At 59.8% G+C, this 15628-nt stretch carries 15 protein-coding genes; 9 read left to right on the top strand and 6 right to left on the bottom strand.

Translation table 11 applies throughout. The annotated features are described in order from the left end of the window. The first annotated feature begins 121 nt into the window (after positions 1–121). Positions 122–1108, top strand: coding sequence for a taurine ABC transporter substrate-binding protein (tauA, locus tag AACV02_RS02185; protein ID WP_119737337.1), 987 nt, complete (start codon positions 122–124; stop codon positions 1106–1108). Between the two features lie 131 nt (positions 1109–1239). On the opposite strand, the gene argA is transcribed toward tauA, so the two are convergent. Together argA and argE are read right to left on the bottom strand one after the other, a co-directional pair. Further along, positions 1240–2538 (bottom strand): amino-acid N-acetyltransferase, encoded by a 1299-nt coding sequence (argA, locus tag AACV02_RS02180; RefSeq protein ID WP_119737335.1) that lies wholly within the window; start codon positions 2536–2538, stop codon positions 1240–1242. A 133-nt stretch (positions 2539–2671) separates the two neighbouring features. Next, positions 2672–3820, bottom strand: a complete 1149-nt coding sequence (argE, locus tag AACV02_RS02175; protein ID WP_106575759.1) for an acetylornithine deacetylase — start codon at positions 3818–3820, stop codon at positions 2672–2674. Between the two features lie 158 nt (positions 3821–3978). On the opposite strand from argE, the gene AACV02_RS02170 reads away from it, so the two are divergent. After that, complete coding sequence (locus AACV02_RS02170) at positions 3979–5346, top strand: CYTH domain-containing protein (RefSeq protein ID WP_119737333.1); 1368 nt, start codon at positions 3979–3981, stop codon at positions 5344–5346. Between the two features lie 111 nt (positions 5347–5457). On the opposite strand, the gene AACV02_RS02165 is transcribed toward AACV02_RS02170, so the two are convergent. Beyond that, a complete protein-coding gene (locus AACV02_RS02165; RefSeq protein WP_119737331.1) occupies positions 5458–5928 on the bottom strand; it encodes an Lrp/AsnC family transcriptional regulator in 471 nt (156 codons plus the stop codon). A 127-nt stretch (positions 5929–6055) separates the two neighbouring features. Between AACV02_RS02165 and AACV02_RS02160 the strand changes: the two genes are divergently transcribed. The 7 genes from AACV02_RS02160 (at position 6056) to AACV02_RS02130 (ending at position 12147) form a co-directional block, all read left to right on the top strand. Continuing rightward, the gene (locus AACV02_RS02160; RefSeq protein ID WP_119737329.1) at positions 6056–6394 is read left to right on the top strand and encodes a hypothetical protein; all 339 of its coding nucleotides are present in this window, start codon (positions 6056–6058) and stop codon (positions 6392–6394) included. Between the two features lie 82 nt (positions 6395–6476). Next, the gene (locus AACV02_RS02155; RefSeq protein WP_119737327.1) at positions 6477–8168 is read left to right on the top strand and encodes a GspE/PulE family protein; all 1692 of its coding nucleotides are present in this window, start codon (positions 6477–6479) and stop codon (positions 8166–8168) included. Between the two features lie 77 nt (positions 8169–8245). Continuing rightward, positions 8246–9166 (top strand): SPFH domain-containing protein, encoded by a 921-nt coding sequence (locus AACV02_RS02150; protein ID WP_024077991.1) that lies wholly within the window; start codon positions 8246–8248, stop codon positions 9164–9166. Between the two features lie 10 nt (positions 9167–9176). Next, entirely contained in the window at positions 9177–9623 is a 447-nt protein-coding gene (locus tag AACV02_RS02145) for an NfeD family protein (RefSeq protein WP_106575763.1), read from the top strand. Between the two features lie 69 nt (positions 9624–9692). Further along, positions 9693–10007, top strand: a complete 315-nt coding sequence (locus tag AACV02_RS02140) for a DUF2388 domain-containing protein (protein ID WP_003176799.1) — start codon at positions 9693–9695, stop codon at positions 10005–10007. Positions 10008–10183: 176 nt separating this feature from the next. Further along, positions 10184–10849 carry an outer membrane protein gene (locus AACV02_RS02135; protein ID WP_106575764.1) on the top strand — a complete coding sequence of 222 codons (666 nt, stop codon included), beginning with the start codon at positions 10184–10186 and terminating at the stop codon, positions 10847–10849. Positions 10850–11004: 155 nt separating this feature from the next. Beyond that, a complete protein-coding gene (locus tag AACV02_RS02130) occupies positions 11005–12147 on the top strand; it encodes a DegT/DnrJ/EryC1/StrS family aminotransferase (protein WP_106575765.1) in 1143 nt (380 codons plus the stop codon). A gap of 145 nt (positions 12148–12292) precedes the next feature. Here AACV02_RS02130 and gcvH read toward each other — a convergent pair whose 3' ends face one another. From gcvH to AACV02_RS02115, 3 genes are all read right to left on the bottom strand, one after another. Beyond that, the gene (gene gcvH, locus AACV02_RS02125; RefSeq protein WP_106575766.1) at positions 12293–12676 is read right to left on the bottom strand and encodes a glycine cleavage system protein GcvH; all 384 of its coding nucleotides are present in this window, start codon (positions 12674–12676) and stop codon (positions 12293–12295) included. A 52-nt stretch (positions 12677–12728) separates the two neighbouring features. After that, entirely contained in the window at positions 12729–13811 is a 1083-nt protein-coding gene (gene gcvT / locus AACV02_RS02120; protein ID WP_119737325.1) for a glycine cleavage system aminomethyltransferase GcvT, read from the bottom strand. 156 nt (positions 13812–13967) lie between these two features. After that, a complete protein-coding gene (locus AACV02_RS02115; protein WP_119737322.1) occupies positions 13968–15584 on the bottom strand; it encodes an ABC transporter permease in 1617 nt (538 codons plus the stop codon). Between the last annotated feature and the right edge of the window lie 44 nt (positions 15585–15628).

Here is a 15628-nt window from a genome sequence, read left to right as displayed (position 1 = left end):
CAGCATAGATCAACCGCTCCATAAGCTAATTCCTAAAGGGTATTTACTAGCCTTTTTTTAGATCGATTAGTGTGGACGTTCAGTTGCATACGTCACCCACGATCAAAAAGGCGACGCCATCATGGCCAAACGCACATCCTCCCGTCAATTTGTTACAGTTTTTGTGTCACTAATACTTTCTTTTGGTGTCAAAGCGGCCGATTTAACCATCGGCTACCAGACCGGTATCGACCCCAGCAAAGTCCCACAGGCCGACGGCCTCTATGAAAAAGCCCTCGGCGAGAAGATTGCCTGGCGCCGTTTCAACAGTGGGCCCGACGTCGTAACCGCGATTGCATCGGGCGATGTGCAAATCGGCAACCTCGGTTCCAGCCCCCTCGCAGCGGCGGCTTCACGCAATCTACCCATCGTGGCCTTTATCGTATCGGCGCAGATCAATGCTTCTGAAGCCCTGGTGGTGCGCAATGGCAGTGGTATCGACAAACCGCAGGACCTGATCGGTAAAACCATCGCTACGCCCTTCGTCTCAACCTCTCATTACAGCCTGCTCGGCGCGCTGAAGCATTGGGGGCTGGACACCAAACAAGTCAAAGTAGTGAACCTGCAGCCCGCCGAAATTGCGGCCGCGTGGAAACGGGGCGATATCGACGGCGCGTTCGTGTGGTCGCCGGCGCTGGGGGAAATCCGCAGGACCGGAAAAACCCTGACAGACGCCGCCCAGGTGGGTCAGTGGGGTGCACCGACGTTTGAGGTGTGGGTGGCACGCAAGGATTTCGCGGAAAAACATCCTGACACAGTGGCCAAGTTTGCCAAGGTCACGCTGGATGCATTCGCCGACTACGCCGCCCATAAAGACAGCTGGACGGTGGATTCAGAGCCGGTGCAGAAAATCGCCAAACTGACAGGTTCTAATGCCGCCGATATTCCCGAGCTGTTGGCCGGCAGCACTTTCCCGGATGCGCAGGCGCAGCAAACCGATGCCCTGCTTAAAGGGGGCACGGCGAAGGCGATTGGGGAAACGGCAAATTTTTTGAAGGAACAGGGGAAGGTTGAAGCGGTGTTGCCGGACTACTCGGCTTTCGTGACCGACAAATTCATCAAAGACTGAACGCGATCAAATGCGGGAGCGGGCTTGCTCGCGAAAGCGCTGGATCAGTCAACACATTCAGTGACTGACACTCCGCCTTCGCGAGCAAGTCCGCTCCCACACTTGGACCTGCTTGAGTTCCAGAATCGGGCTTACAGGGCCTTCTCGAAAATCTTCGAGTTACGCTGATAGTTGTACAACGACGCCCGCGCTGACGGCAGGCGGTCAACGCTGCTCGGCACAAACCCGCGCTCGCGAAACCAGTGTGCGGTTCGCGTGGTAAGCACAAACAGCGTCTTCAAACCCTGCGCCCGCGCACGGGTCTCGATGCGCTCCAGCAACACGTCACCGCGTGCGCCGTGACGATACTCCGGGTTGACCGCCAGACACGCCAGCTCCCCTGCATCCGAATCCGCGATCTGATACAGCGCCGCACAGGCGATGATCATGCCTTCGCGCTCAACCACGCTGAACTGCTCGATCTCACGCTCCAGCACTTCCCGCGAACGCCGCACCAGAATGCCCTGCTCTTCCAGCGGGCTGATCAGGTCGAGCAGACCGCCCACATCCTCAATCGCCGCCTCGCGCACTTGTTCGAATTGCTCCTGGGCCACCAGCGTACCGCCGCCGTCCCGGGTGAACAGCTCGGTGAGCAACGCGCCATCTTCGGCGTAGCTGACGATATGGCTGCGTCCTACTCCGCCACGGCACGCTTCGGCGGCAGCGTCCAACAGTTCAGCTTGATAGTTGCTGCCCAGGCGCTGCAGGTGCGCAGGCACTTGCTGCGGACGCAGCTCGCGGACCAGGCGACCATGTTCGTCGATCAGGCCCAGATCGGCGCCAAACAGCAGCAGCTTGTCGGCGCCCAGGTCGATGGCGGCGCGGGTGGCGACGTCTTCGCAGGCCAGGTTGAAGATTTCCCCGGTCGGCGAGTAACCCAACGGCGACAGCAACACGATGGAGCGCTCGTCCAGCAGGCGGTTGATGCCCTTGCGGTCCACCCGGCGCACTTCGCCAGTGTGGTGGTAATCCACGCCTTCAAGCACTCCGATCGGCCGCGCCGTAACCAGGTTGCCGCTGGCGACGCGCAGGCGCGAGCCCTGCATTGGCGAGGAGGCCATGTCCATCGACAGGCGTGCTTCGATAGCAATACGCAAATGGCCGACCGCGTCGATTACGCACTCCAGCGTCGCGGCATCCGTGATGCGCAAGCCTTCGTGATAAGCCGGGGTGAGGCCGCGCGCTTCAAGGCGCGCTTCGATTTGTGGGCGCGACCCATGAACCAATACCAGCCGCACACCCAGGCTATGGAGCAGCACCAGGTCGTGGACGATATTGCCGAAGTTGGGGTGTTCCACACCATCGCCGGGCAGCATGACCACAAAGGTGCAGTCGCGGTGGGCGTTGATGTAGGGCGAAGCGTGACGAAGCCAATTGACGTATTCGGGCATAAAACCTGGGCCTGTAATAAAAAGCAGCCAAAAAAGGATGAAACATAAAAGCGCACAGCGGGCTGATGGTTATCGTCGGAACAGGCTTGGCGACACGCTCGCTCTCCTTATGTACGAATGGGCGGGGGTTAATTTATGCAGGTTTCAGGCAGTAATGGTCGATCAGTTCCCGCAATAGACGCACTGTAGGCGTCAAGCGTGACATTTCGAGGTACTCGCCCGGCTGGTGGGCGCAGGCGATATCGCCAGGGCCGAGCACCAGGGTTTCGCACCCAAGGCGCTGAAGATAAGGCGCTTCGGTGCCGAACGCTACTGCTTCGGCACGATGACCGGTCAATCGTTCCGCCACCCGCACCAGCTCGGCGTCTTCGGCCTGCTCGAACGGCGGCACTTCGGGGAACAACGGCGCGTAGTCGATCTTGACCTTATGGCGCTCGGCCAGGGGTTCGAGCTTTTGCCGGATAGCGTCGCGCAGCACCTTGGGGTCCATGCCCGGCAGGGGGCGCAGGTCGAACTCCAGGGAACATTGGCCGCAGATACGGTTGGGGTTGTCGCCGCCGTGGATGCAACCAAAATTCATCGTCGGCTGCGGCACGCTGAATTGCGGATTGCGGTACTCGCGCTGCCAGGCCAGGCGCAGGCCGCGCAGCTCGCCGATGGCATCGTGCATGGCTTCCAGAGCACTGTGGCCCAGGCTTGGGTCTGACGAATGGCCGCTTTGGCCAAGGATGTCGATGCGTTCCATCATCACGCCCTTGTGCAGGCGGATGGGTTTGAGGCCCGTCGGTTCGCCAATCACCGCCGCGCGGCCCAGGGGGCGCCCGGCCTCGGCCAGTGCGCGGGCGCCGGACATCGAGCTTTCTTCATCGCAGGTCGCGAGGATCAGCAGCGGTTGTTTGAACGGCTGGTCCAGCAACGGCAGCACGGCTTCAATGGCCAGCGCAAAAAAGCCCTTCATGTCACAACTGCCCAGTCCTACCCAGCGGCCGTCAACTTCCGTCAACTTGAGCGGATCGGTCTTCCACAGCGCGGCGTCGTAGGGGACGGTATCGCTATGGCCAGCCAACACCAGGCCGCCGGGGCCACTGCCGAAACTGGCGAGCAGGTTGAATTTGCCCGGGCTGACTTGCTGGATGTCGATGGCAAAACCCAGGTCGCCCAGCCACCCGGCGAGCAGGTCGATCACCGGGCGGTTGGTCTGGTCGAGAGACGCTTGGGTGCAACTGACCGACGGCGCGGCAATCAATGCGGCGAATTGCTCTTTCATGGACGGTAACGGCATGCGCGGCCTCTCAACTTCCCGGATGAGCCCCACTATAGAACCATCTGCACGCCACAATAAACCGTTGCGGCGCGTTGCCGGGCTCAGTCCTGTACACTGCACGACCTTGGCAGCCACTCTTTTCCCCGGCTGCGCTCCCGATCCTGGATTTTCCGGCCATGCAGAAAGAAACCGAAATCAAGCTCCGCGTCAGCCGCGAAACACTCGCCGCGCTGCGTGAGCACCCGCTACTGAAAAAACGCAACAAAAGTGGCTGGGAACGCCGTGAGTTGATGAACCAGTATTTCGACACCCCCGAGCGCGACCTGGCCCAGGCCAAAGTCGCCCTGCGTTTGCGCAAGGACGGTGACGAAATCATCCAGACCCTCAAGACCCGTGGCCAAAGCGTCGCCGGCTTGTCGGAACGCAATGAGTACAACTGGGACCTGCCCAAAGCCAAGCTCGACGTGAAGAAGCTCGACGGCGAATGCTGGCCCGAGCAACTGGCCGAGTTGGACAAAAAGACCCTCAAGCCGATTTTCACCACCGATTTTGTGCGCGAACGTGCCGAAATCGCCTGGGGCCGTGGCAAGGCCAAGGTCGTGATCGAAGCCGCCCTGGACCTGGGCCACGTGGTGGTCGGCAAGCAGAAAGAAGAAATCTGCGAGCTGGAACTGGAACTGCGCGAAGGTGAACCGGCCGCCCTGCTGGAACTGGCTGCCGAACTGGCCGCCACCCTGGCGCTGATGCCGTGTGATATCAGCAAGGCCGAGCGCGGCTACCGTCTATATGACGCCAGCAGCTACTCGCTGAGCCTGCCTGCACCGCAGATCCACGCCGAAATGCCGCTGGACGACGCCTTCGCCGCGATCATGTGGCACCTGTTGGGCAGCAGCCAGCGCCTGGCCGAGCAATATCGCTTCAATGGTCACTGGCGCTTGCTGCAGGACTGGGTCGAAAACCTCGGTGAACTGCGCGCGCTGATCGGCAGCCTCGGCCAGGCCGCTCCGCGTCAATCCACCAGCGAGCTGCGCAGCGCACTCGATGCATTGCTGGAAGACTGGCGCCCACTGGTGCAGGCCGGTGACGACGATGAAGACATCCGCAAAGCCGCACCTGAACAGTTTGTTGAAGAGCTGCAAGACGTGCGTTGGGGCTTGTTCTCGCTGAACACCTCGCGCTGGCTGCTGGCCCGCACCTGGACCGCCGACCGCAACGTACGTGGCAACCGCCAGGGCGCTGCGCAAATCACCAACTGGCTGCCGCGCCTGCTGGCTGACGACGCCGTTGCCCTGCAACTGTCGCGTTACCAGCAACAACCGGAAGACCTGGCCGAGCAGCTGCCGCGCATCGAACGCATCCAGGCCTGGCTGCACCACGCACGTCAGGTGGTAGACATTCCGGAACTGGACCGTTTGTACGGTGAGCTGAACAAGCTGGCGGTACTGGCTAATCAGCCGATTACCGACGAGTCGCTGGATGCGCGTATGCATCAGGCGATTGCGGTGTATCAGAACCGTGCGTGGAAGACTTTGCTGCGCCTGTAATACCAGGCAGCTGGGTCAAATGTGGGCGCGGGCTTGCTCGCGAAAGCGCTGGATCAGTCGACTTATTTAGTAGCTGACACACCGCATTCGCGAGCAAGCGCGCTCCCACCGTCAGCGCAGCACTGGCAGGCTGGTGGTGGACTTGATCTCCGACAGGGCCACAATCGAATTCACCTCCTGAATCCCCGGCACCATCGACAGCTTCTCGAAGAAAAACCGCTCATACGCCTCGATGTCAGAGGTAACGATGCGCAGCAGAAAATCCACCGCCCCCATCAGCACATAGCACTCCAGGACTTCCGGAAACCCGCGAATCGCTTCGGTGAATTCGGTGAAGTTGGACCGTCCATGGGCATTGAGTTTGACCTCGGCGAAAATCTGCGTGTTGAGACCGATCTTCTTGCGGTCCAGCAGCGTGATCTGGCCGCGAATCACACCCTCCTCTTTAAGCCGTTGAATACGCCGCCAGCATGGCGACTGCGAGAGACCCACCTGCTCGGCGATCTGCGCGCTGGAAAGCGAGGCGTCCTCTTGCAGCAGGGCCAGAATGCGGCGGTCGTAGGCGTCCAACTCACTGTGCATAAAAATACCTCTGAAGGCGCTAAGCCTGAATTACTTGAGTCTTTTTCTTACCAATAAGCCGCATCTTAGATAAGAAATCTCCGCACGCGAATGTAAAAATTTCTCCAGTCGAATCTGGAGAGTCAGCATGCACGCCGTCGAAACCACCTGCCCCGCTACGCGTATCGATGCATGGGCCGTCAACAGCGCCCTCTGCCAAGCGCATTATCAGATCACCGCCGAGGCAGAACCGGACCTGCTGTGCCGGGTACTCAATTACTTCGCGCTGCAGTTTTTGACGCCGCAACAGGTCAATGTGAGCCGTGACGACGACCTGCTGAGCATTGATATCGTGATGAACGGTCTGAGCTGGCACCGCGCCCAGGTGATCGGTGAAAAGATTCGAAACCTGATCAGCGTGTGCTCGCTGGAGGTGTGGCAGGCCGACTCCATGCGGCCCCAAGCGGCGGCGGCAGCCAATCAGTAAAAGCCTGCAACACACCCTGAGCGGTGAGTGTTCAAAGGATGGCTAGCCTGAGATTACGCCCGACGTCAATCAGGAAATCTTCATGCTCGCCGCCTTGCACGATCAGCGATTGGAACTGCATCAACTGTTACCTGCATTGGTCGAGCAGGGGCTGATTACAGCGCACGAGGCGCAAAGGTCAGCGGCAGCACCCGCTACTCAACATCCGTTGGAAAGCATCGCGGCTGAAGGGCCTTGCCTCGAAACGTTGACTCAATGGCTTGCCGGGCATGTCGGGCAACCTTATCTGCGTATCGACCCGCTGAAGATCGACGTGGCGGCGGTGGTGCCGTTGATGTCCCACGCATTCGCGCAGCGCCACGCCATCCTTGCGGTGGCGGTGGATGCGCAGACCGTCACCGTCGCCAGCGCCCAGCCGCATATCCGTGGATGGGAGGCCGGTTTGGCACAGGTGCTCAAGCGCTCGATCAGGCGCGTGGTCGCCAACCCCCGAGAGATTCAGCGCTGTATCGGTGACTTTTACCGGCTGGCAAAGTCCGTCAGCGGCGCCGATCAAAAAGTCGCAGTGGCTGGCAACTTCGAACTGCTCAACCTCGGCACCGGTGATCAGGAGCCGGACGCCAATGACGCGCATATCGTCAACATCGTCGACTGGCTGTTGCAGTACGCCTTCGGCCAGCGAGCCAGTGATATCCATATCGAACCCTGCCGCGACCAGGGCCGCGTGCGTTTTCGCATCGACGGGCTGCTGCATGACGTCTATCAATTTCCACCCCAGGTCACCATGGCGGTGGTCAGCCGCCTGAAAAGTCTGGGCCGAATGAATGTGGCGGAAAAACGCAAACCCCAGGACGGCCGGGTCAAGACCAAGAGCCCGGCGGGTATCGAAGTGGAGTTGCGCCTCTCAACACTGCCGACCGCGTTTGGCGAAAAACTGGTGATGCGAATTTTCGACCCGCACGTCCTGCTCAAGGATTTTGACCAGTTGGGTTTGTCTGCCGATGATCAGCAACGCTGGCATGCCATGGCCGGCCAGGCCAACGGCATCATCCTGGTCACCGGGCCTACCGGCTCAGGCAAGACCAGCACGCTCTACGCCACGCTCAAGCAACTGGCGACCCGCGAGGTCAACCTGTGCACGGTAGAAGACCCGATAGAAATGGTGGAACCCGCCTTTAACCAGATGCAAGTGCAGCACAACATCGACCTGACCTTCGCCAGCGGAGTTCGCGCACTGCTGCGCCAGGACCCGGACATCATCATGATCGGCGAGATTCGCGATCAGGAAACTGCAGAAATGGCCATCCAGGCCGCGCTCACCGGGCACCTGGTGCTGTCGACCCTGCACACCAACGACGCACCCAGCGCTATCAGCCGTTTGCAGGAACTTGGCATTGCTCATTATTTGATCAAAGCTACGCTGATAGGCGTGATGGCGCAGCGCTTGGTGCGGCTTTTATGCCCTCACTGCAAACGTGGGGTGACTGGGCAGGGCAATACCCATGAAGCGGTCGGCTGCGCGGACTGTCGTGATAGTGGTTATCGAGGCCGGGCCGGGCTCTACGAAATCATGGTGATGGACGAGAAGCTCAAGGCGCTGATCACCCCCGGCGCCGACGTGCAGGCTTTACGTCGGGCATCGCGCAGCCAAGGCATGCGCAGCCTGCGGATGAGTGGCATCGACAAAGTGAATGCCGGGCTGACAACGATCGCAGAAGTATTACGGGTAACGCCTGGGGATTCAGAAACAAATGATTTGCTTGTTGCACCCTGAAACCGTCCTTATCAGTGACCAGACCGTTACAATCGGCCGCACGTCGCTTCACTGACACCATCAGATAGGGAATCGCTATGCAGATCGGAACCGTACTGCTTCTTTTCGTGGGGTTGGCCGTGGCCATCCTTTTCATGGGTTTCAAGGTGGTGCCTCAGGGTTACCAGTGGACGGTCGAGCGTTTCGGCCGCTACACCAACACCCTTAAACCTGGCCTCAACATCATCATCCCGGTCATGGACCGCATCGGTCGCAAGATCAACGTGATGGAAAGCGTGCTGGATATCCCGCCCCAAGAAGTGATCACCGCCGACAACGCCACCGTGCAGATCGACGCCGTGTGCTTCTTCCAGGTGGTCAACACCGCCCAGGCCGCCTACGAGGTCAATAACCTCGAGCATGCCATCCGTAACCTGCTGCAAACCAATATCCGTACCGTGCTCGGCTCCATGGAGCTGGACGCGATGCTTAGCCAGCGTGACGGCATCAACGAAAAACTGCTGCGCACCGTGGACGAAGCCACGGCGCCGTGGGGCATCAAGATCACCCGTATCGAGATCAAGGACATCAGCCCGCCCGCCGACCTGATGGCCGCCATGTCCGGCCAGATGAAGGCCGAGCGAATCAAGCGTGCGCAGATCCTGGAAGCCGAAGGCCTGCGGGCATCGGCAATCCTGACCGCCGAAGGCAAGAAGCAGGCGCAGATCCTTGAGGCCGAAGGCGGACGCCAGGCAGCCTTCCTCGAATCCGAAGCCCGTGAACGCCAGGCAGAAGCAGAGGCCCGTGCAACCCAGGTGGTTTCAGAAGCAATCGCCACCGGTAACGTGCAGGCCATCAACTACTTTGTCGCGCAAAAATACATCGATGCGCTGGGCAAGCTGGCGTCGGCCAACAACAGCAAAGTCATCCTGATGCCGCTGGAAGCCAGCCAGGTGATTGGCGCCGTCGGTGGTATCGGCGAGATCGTTAAGGCAACCTTCGACAACAAGAAAGGCTGAGGCAATCGCCATGTGGGATTTCCTGCAGCATCTGTCGTTCTGGGATTGGTTGGCGCTGGGTACGGTGCTGTTGATTCTTGAAGTGTTTGGCGCCGGTGGCTACCTGCTGTGGATGGGGATCGCTGCCGCTGCTGTGGGCGTGATCAAGTTTTTGATCCCACCGCTCGGGCTGGAATGGCAACTGCTGCTATTTGCCGTACTGTCGATCCTCACTGCGGTGTACTGGTGGAAACGCCAGCGCAGCAGCGCGAAGGTGAGCGACCAGCCGGGGCTGAACATGCGCGGGTCGGAATTAGTAGGCCGCACCTTTGTGGTGCATCAAGCCATCGTCGATGGTCGAGGCAAGATAAAAGTCGGCGATGGCGTGTGGATGGCAACCGGGCCGGACAGCCCCGTCGGCGCTCAAGTACGTGTCATTGGTCAGGATGGCGTGGTTTTACAGGTCGAAACTGTTTAGTCAGTGATGGAACTCGCCTGGGTTATCTACAATCAAACTGTTCAGATAACCCACCCGGAGTCACCCACCATGCGTCTCAAATATGCTGTCGCAACCCTCGCTGTGCTTTCCCTACCTGTCGGTTCAGCCATGGCCGACAGCTTCTGGCGCAATGTCATCTCGTCGGGTGCCACGACCGGCTCGACGTACCTGACCTTCAAGGACCACAAGCTGGTAGTCGCCGCCCAAGACGACGCTGGTAGCTTTGTCGCCAGCGACGGCGGCATCCGCGGCCCCTACCTGGAAGCTGCCATGCAGAAAGTTCGCGCCGACAACCCTGGCCTGCAAGCCACGGACATGGAGTTGGCCAACGCCATCCTCGCGAAAAATGCTGTGACCGAGTAATACCTGCCCATAAAAAATGCCGCTTTTAAGCGGCATTTTTCATGCCCGTTTCTCTACGATCTCCGCCGCCGCCCAGGCCTTCTGCTTTTTCCCGTTGAAAGCAGGATAACTCCTGCCGAACCCAAAAGTACCAAGCGCCACACTGAGATTCTCTTATATAAAGTGAATCATCTCCCATGCAAAAACTTGCTTACGCTTTGGCGCTCTCTGCGTTAGCTGCACCTTTGGCTCAGGCAGAAAATTGGTACGGGTCGGCAAAACTCAACAGTGCCCGTCAGAACCTCTCCAGTGCGCAATTGACCAGCCCACGCGTCACTGATCGCGTGCAGGCCCCTGACAGTAACAAGGCGTTCACTGGGTCACTGGCTCTAGGCTACGCCTTTGCTGATGGCTGGCGCCTGGAAGGGGAATACACCACGCGCAGCAGCTCGACGTTCGACTCCTATTGGGCGCCCTTCAATGCCAACGTCAACCGCCTGGAGGTCGACAGCCAGCGCGTGATGCTCAACGGCTATAAAAATATCGCGGTCAATGACTGGCTGTCGTTCTACGCCATGGCCGGGATCGGCATGGCGCAAATTGATGCCGCGGGATACCAGAGCAATGCCACCCGCCAGTTCGCCAGTAACCGCCACTACAACTTTGCCTACAGCGCAGGCTTGGGCCTGGAGGCCAAGGTCAGCGAAAAAGTCACTCTGGGCACAGGTTGGCGTTACGTGGACATGGGCAAGGTCGAAACCGGCTACAACACCTTCGCTAACCGGATAAACGCCCGCGATGAACAGCTCAAGGGCAAACTCAAGGAGCAGAATGTGTTTCTTGAAGCTCGCGTTTCATTCTGACCTGCAACAGAAAATGCCGCTGACAAGCGGCATTTTTATGCGCCACATGACAATTCGTTCACCGACGACAGGCTATATTCAGTCGAGCCGTGCAACCATGCGGTACTGATACCTCTCTTACTCATCGCCTATCTGAAACGGATGCCTTCGTCGTTATGAGCCAACAGCCCTTTCTGCCGTTTTCCAAACCTACCATTGACGAAGCGACCATCTCGGCGGTCGGCGATGTACTGCGCTCGGGCTGGATCACCAGCGGGCCGAAAGTGCAGGCGTTCGAAGCGCAGCTCTCGGAATACTTTGGCGGCCGTCCGGTGCGTACCTTCAATTCCGGCACCTGCACCATGGAGATCGCGTTGCGCATCGCCGGCATCGGGCCTGGGGATGAAGTGATCACCACGCCGATTTCCTGGGTCGCCACGGCCAACGTGATTCTAGAAGTAGGTGCCACGCCGGTATTTGCGGATATCGACCCGGTCACCCGCAATATCGACCTGGCTCAGGTAGAAGCCGCGATCACCCCGCGCACCAAGGCGATCATTCCTGTGTACCTGGCGGGCCTGCCCCTGGATATGCCGATGCTCTACGCGCTGGCCAACAAGTACAACCTGCGCATTGTCGAAGACGCCGCCCAGGCATTGGGTTCCAGCTGGGATGGCGAGCGTATCGGCGCGACCGGCGACTTCGTGTCGTTCAGCTTCCAGGCGAACAAGAACATCACGTCTTCCGAAGGCGGTTGCCTGGTGTTGAACAATGCCGAGGAAGCCCGTCTGGCTGAAAAGTATCGCCTGCAAGGTGTTACCCGCACCGGCTTCGACGGCCTGGACGTGGATGTGCTGGGCGGCAAGTTCAACATGACCGATATCGCCGCCGCTATCGGCCTGGGCCAGTTTGCGCATATCGAGAAAATCACTGCGCATCGCCAGAACCTCGCACGCCATTACTTCAAGTGCTTCGGCAGCGACTTTGAAGCGCAATATGGCGCGCAACTGCCGCCAGCTGATTTCGAAAACAGCAACTGGCACCTGTTCCAGCTGGTACTGCCGGAGCGTCAGGACGGTCTGCCCGCCCGCGCTACGTTCATGGAACAGATGCAGGCCCACGGCGTCGGCATTGGCTATCACTATCCGCCAATCCACCTGCTGAGCTTGTATCGGGCGCAGGGTTTCAAGGAAGGCATGTTCCCGGTAGCGGAGCGTGTTGGGCGTTTGATCGTATCGTTGCCGATGTTCACGGCGATGACAGAAGCGGACGTAGAGCGGTCTGTAGCGGCGGTAAAAGCGGTACTGAAAGCGAGCTGAAAAAAAACTGCCAGCTATCCGCAATCAACTGTGGGAGCTGGCTTGCCTGCGATGCCGGCACCGCGGTGATTCAATCACACCGCAGTGATGCTATCGCAGGCAAGCCAGCTCCCACATTGATTTGTGCTGTTCCAACGGCTTGCGTTTACTCGCCGATGGCCGCTTTGTAGCCAGCGGCATCAAGCAGTTTTTCCAAGTCAGCCGGGTTGCTTGGCTTGAGCTTGAAGATCCAGGCGCCATAAGGGTCGGAGTTCAACAGTTCAGGGCTGCCGCTCAGTTCCTCGTTGACGGCGATCACTTCGCCAGCAACCGGTGAGTAGATATCTGACGCAGCTTTCACCGACTCGACGACGCCAGCCTGGCCTTGAGCGTCAAAGTTGGCACCCACCTCAGCCAGCTCAACGAACACCACGTCACCCAAAGCTTCCTGAGCATGGTCGGAGATACCGACGGTCACGGTGCCGTCGGCTTCCAGACGGGCCCACTCGTGACTTTCGGCAAAACGCAGGTCGGCAGGGATATCGCTCATAGTCTGTGTCCTCAAGAAGAAATGTCAGCGGCCTCAGGCCTGCCGGAAATAGTTAGATCAAGGTTTTGCCATGGCGCACGAAGGTCGGTTTGACCACTCGAACCGGGTACCACTTGCCGCGGATTTCCACTTCGGCCCGATCGGCGGTGGCCGTCGGTACGCGCGCCAGGGCAATGGATTTGCTCAGCGTAGGAGAGAAACTACCACTGGTTATCTCCCCTTCGCCAACATTGGCGATACGAACCACCTGATGAGCGCGTAAAACACCACGCTCTTCCAGTACCAGCCCGACCAATTTGAACTGCACACCTGCGGCCTTTTCCGCCTCAAGGGCAGTGCGGCCGATGAACTGACGCTCAGCCGGTTCCCAGGCGATGCTCCAGGCCATATTGGCCGCCAGAGGCGATACATTCTGGTGAATATCCTGGCCGTACAGGTTCATGCCGGCTTCGAGGCGCAGCGTATCGCGGGCGCCAAGGCCGATAGGTGAGATACCGGCCCCTACCAGATCGTTGAAAAAGCCCGGAGCCTGCTCGGCCGGCAGGACAATTTCCAGGCCGTCTTCGCCGGTGTAACCCGTGCGGGCGATAAACCAATCGCCATCGGCCTGGCCTTCAAAGGGCTTGAGCTGGTGGATAAGCGTGCCGCGGGCTTGCGTGACCAGCTCGGCGATTTTCTGCCGGGCGTGCGGGCCTTGAATGGCGAGCATCGCCAATTCTGGCCGCTCATGCAGCTGAGCCGCGTAGTCGCCCAGCTGTGCTTGCATCCAGGCCATGTCCTGATCACGCGTAGCGGCGTTGACCACCAGCCGGTAACCGGTCTCGGTGCGGTAAACGATCATGTCGTCCACCACGCCGCCCTGCTCATTGAGCATGGCGCTGTAAAGGGCACGGCCGCAGCCATGCAAACGATCGACATCATTGGCCAGCAGGTGCTGGAGCCATTCCTTGGCCTGATGGCCTGTGACATCGATCACGGTCATATGAGATACGTCAAACACCCCGCAGTCGCGTCGCACCTGATGGTGCTCTTCAACTTGCGAGCCGTAGTGCAGAGGCATATCCCAACCGCCAAAATCGACCATTTTCGCGCCGAGGGCGAGATGCAGGTCATACAGAGGCGTACGCTGTCCCATGGGTTTCTCCTTCCGGGATTGGCGAAGATGCACAGAGCTGCTGTTTGCGCTCAATACCTCTGACTACAAGGCCTGCAGCGACACACAGCGACTCGATCCGAAGGACGGAGCGCACCGAATGCCGCGCATTGTAGCCGCAAGCCGTAGGACTGGCACCTAACCGATTTGCCGGGCGGAGCGTCGAATCAGGCCGATCACCGGCAACAGGCCCACCAACACCAACGTGAGTGCGGGTAATGAGGCTCGCGCCCACTCCCCTTCGCTGGTCATTTCAAAAATTCGTACAGCCAGGGTGTCCCAGCCAAACGGGCGCATCAGCAGGGTCGCAGGCATTTCCTTGAGCACATCGACAAACACCAGCAGCGCCGCGCTCAACGTCCCCGGCAGCAACAGCGGCAGATACACTTTGCAAAACAGTCGCGGTCCGCTCACGCCGAGGCTGCGCGCGGCTTCCGGCAAAGAAGGGCGGATTCGCGCCAGGCTGTTTTCCAACGGCCCGTAGGCCACTGCCAGGAAACGCACCAGATACGCCAGCACCAGCGCCGACAGGCTGCCCAGCAACAGAGGCTTGCCCGCGCCGCCGAGCCAACTCGACAATGGCACCACCAGTTCACGGTCCAGGTAGCTGAACGCCAGCATGATCGACACGGCCAGCACCGAGCCCGGCAAGGCATAGCCGACATTACCCAGACTGATCCCGGAGCGAATCGCCCGCGTAGGCGCCAGGCGATTGGCAAAGGCCAATATCAACGCCACGCTGACCGTAATCAGTGCCGCGATGCCACCCAGGTAAAGGGTATGGATGATCAAGCCGCTGTAACGCTCATCCAGGTCGAAACGGCCACGTTGCCAGAACCAGGCGACCAGTTGCAGCATGGGGATGACAAAGGCGCAGGCGAACACCAAGCCGCACCACGTGCTGGCTGCCGCCGCTTTGAAACCGCGCAGGTGATACAACGCCTTGCCACGGGGTCGCTCATTACTCGGGCGGCTGGCGCCTCGGGCACGTCGTTCGCCGTACAGCACCAGCATCACCACCAGAAGCAACAGGCTGGCCAGTTGGGCGGCGCTGGAAAGGCTGAAAAAGCCGTACCAGGTCTTGTAGATGGCCGTAGTGAAGGTGTCGAAGTTGAACACCGAAACCGCGCCGAAGTCCGCCAGGGTTTCCATCAATGCCAAGGCGACGCCGGCACCAATCGCCGGCCGCGCCATGGGCAATGCGACACGCCAGAACGCTTGCCATGGCGATTGACCGAGCACCCGCGCCGCTTCCATCAGGCCTTTGCCCTGCGCCAAAAATGCAGTGCGCGCCAACAGGTAGACGTAGGGATAGAACACCAGCACCAGCACGATGATCACGCCGCTGGTAGAGCGCACGCGTGGCAGGCGCAGGCCGTTGCCGAACCATTCGCGCAGCAGGGTTTGCACCGGCCCCGCGAAATCCAGTAGGCCGACAAACACAAAAGCCAGCACGTAGGCCGGAATCGCGAAGGGCAGCATTAACGCCCAGTCGAGCCAGCGCCGCCCCGGAAATTCGCAGAGGCTGGTCAGCCAGGCCAGGCTTACGCCCAACAGCGTCACGCCGGCGCCAACGCCCAACACCAATGTCAGGGTGTTGCCCAGCAGGCGGGGCATCTGGGTTTCCCACAGGTGCGACCAGATCTGTTGATCGATGCTCTGCCAGGACAGCAACAACACGCTCAGCGGCAACAGCACCAGTGCGGCGACGGTGAAAACCGGCAGGTACCAGCGACGTTGGGCGGGGTGGGCCAAGGAAAAGTTCTCTGGAAATGATGGTGTTGAAGTCGCGGCTAACA

Origin of the sequence: Pseudomonas sp. Larv2_ips (assembly GCF_963879675.1) — a bacterium.
Taxonomy (GTDB): domain Bacteria; phylum Pseudomonadota; class Gammaproteobacteria; order Pseudomonadales; family Pseudomonadaceae; genus Aquipseudomonas.
Note: the sequence above shows the minus strand (reverse complement) of the source record. Positions and strands in the feature narration are given on the sequence as shown.

Bases quoted from the DNA above. Each gene is read 5' to 3' on its own strand.
- argE (WP_106575759.1), bottom strand. From the start codon at position 3,820: ATGCCGTTACCGTCCATGAAAGAGCAATTCGCCGCATTGATTGCCGCG.
- gcvH (WP_106575766.1), bottom strand. From the start codon at position 12,676: ATGAGCGATATCCCTGCCGACCTGCGTTTTGCCGAAAGTCACGAGTGG.
- AACV02_RS02170 (WP_119737333.1), top strand. From the start codon at position 3,979: ATGCAGAAAGAAACCGAAATCAAGCTCCGCGTCAGCCGCGAAACACTC.
- argA (WP_119737335.1), bottom strand. From the start codon at position 2,538: ATGCCCGAATACGTCAATTGGCTTCGTCACGCTTCGCCCTACATCAAC.
- AACV02_RS02140 (WP_003176799.1), top strand. From the start codon at position 9,693: ATGCGTCTCAAATATGCTGTCGCAACCCTCGCTGTGCTTTCCCTACCT.
- AACV02_RS02155 (WP_119737327.1), top strand. From the start codon at position 6,477: ATGCTCGCCGCCTTGCACGATCAGCGATTGGAACTGCATCAACTGTTA.
- tauA (WP_119737337.1), top strand. From the start codon at position 122: ATGGCCAAACGCACATCCTCCCGTCAATTTGTTACAGTTTTTGTGTCA.
- AACV02_RS02160 (WP_119737329.1), top strand. From the start codon at position 6,056: ATGCACGCCGTCGAAACCACCTGCCCCGCTACGCGTATCGATGCATGG.
- gcvT (WP_119737325.1), bottom strand. From the start codon at position 13,811: ATGGGACAGCGTACGCCTCTGTATGACCTGCATCTCGCCCTCGGCGCG.
- AACV02_RS02165 (WP_119737331.1), bottom strand. From the start codon at position 5,928: ATGCACAGTGAGTTGGACGCCTACGACCGCCGCATTCTGGCCCTGCTG.
- AACV02_RS02145 (WP_106575763.1), top strand. From the start codon at position 9,177: ATGTGGGATTTCCTGCAGCATCTGTCGTTCTGGGATTGGTTGGCGCTG.
- AACV02_RS02130 (WP_106575765.1), top strand. From the start codon at position 11,005: ATGAGCCAACAGCCCTTTCTGCCGTTTTCCAAACCTACCATTGACGAA.
- AACV02_RS02135 (WP_106575764.1), top strand. From the start codon at position 10,184: ATGCAAAAACTTGCTTACGCTTTGGCGCTCTCTGCGTTAGCTGCACCT.
- AACV02_RS02150 (WP_024077991.1), top strand. From the start codon at position 8,246: ATGCAGATCGGAACCGTACTGCTTCTTTTCGTGGGGTTGGCCGTGGCC.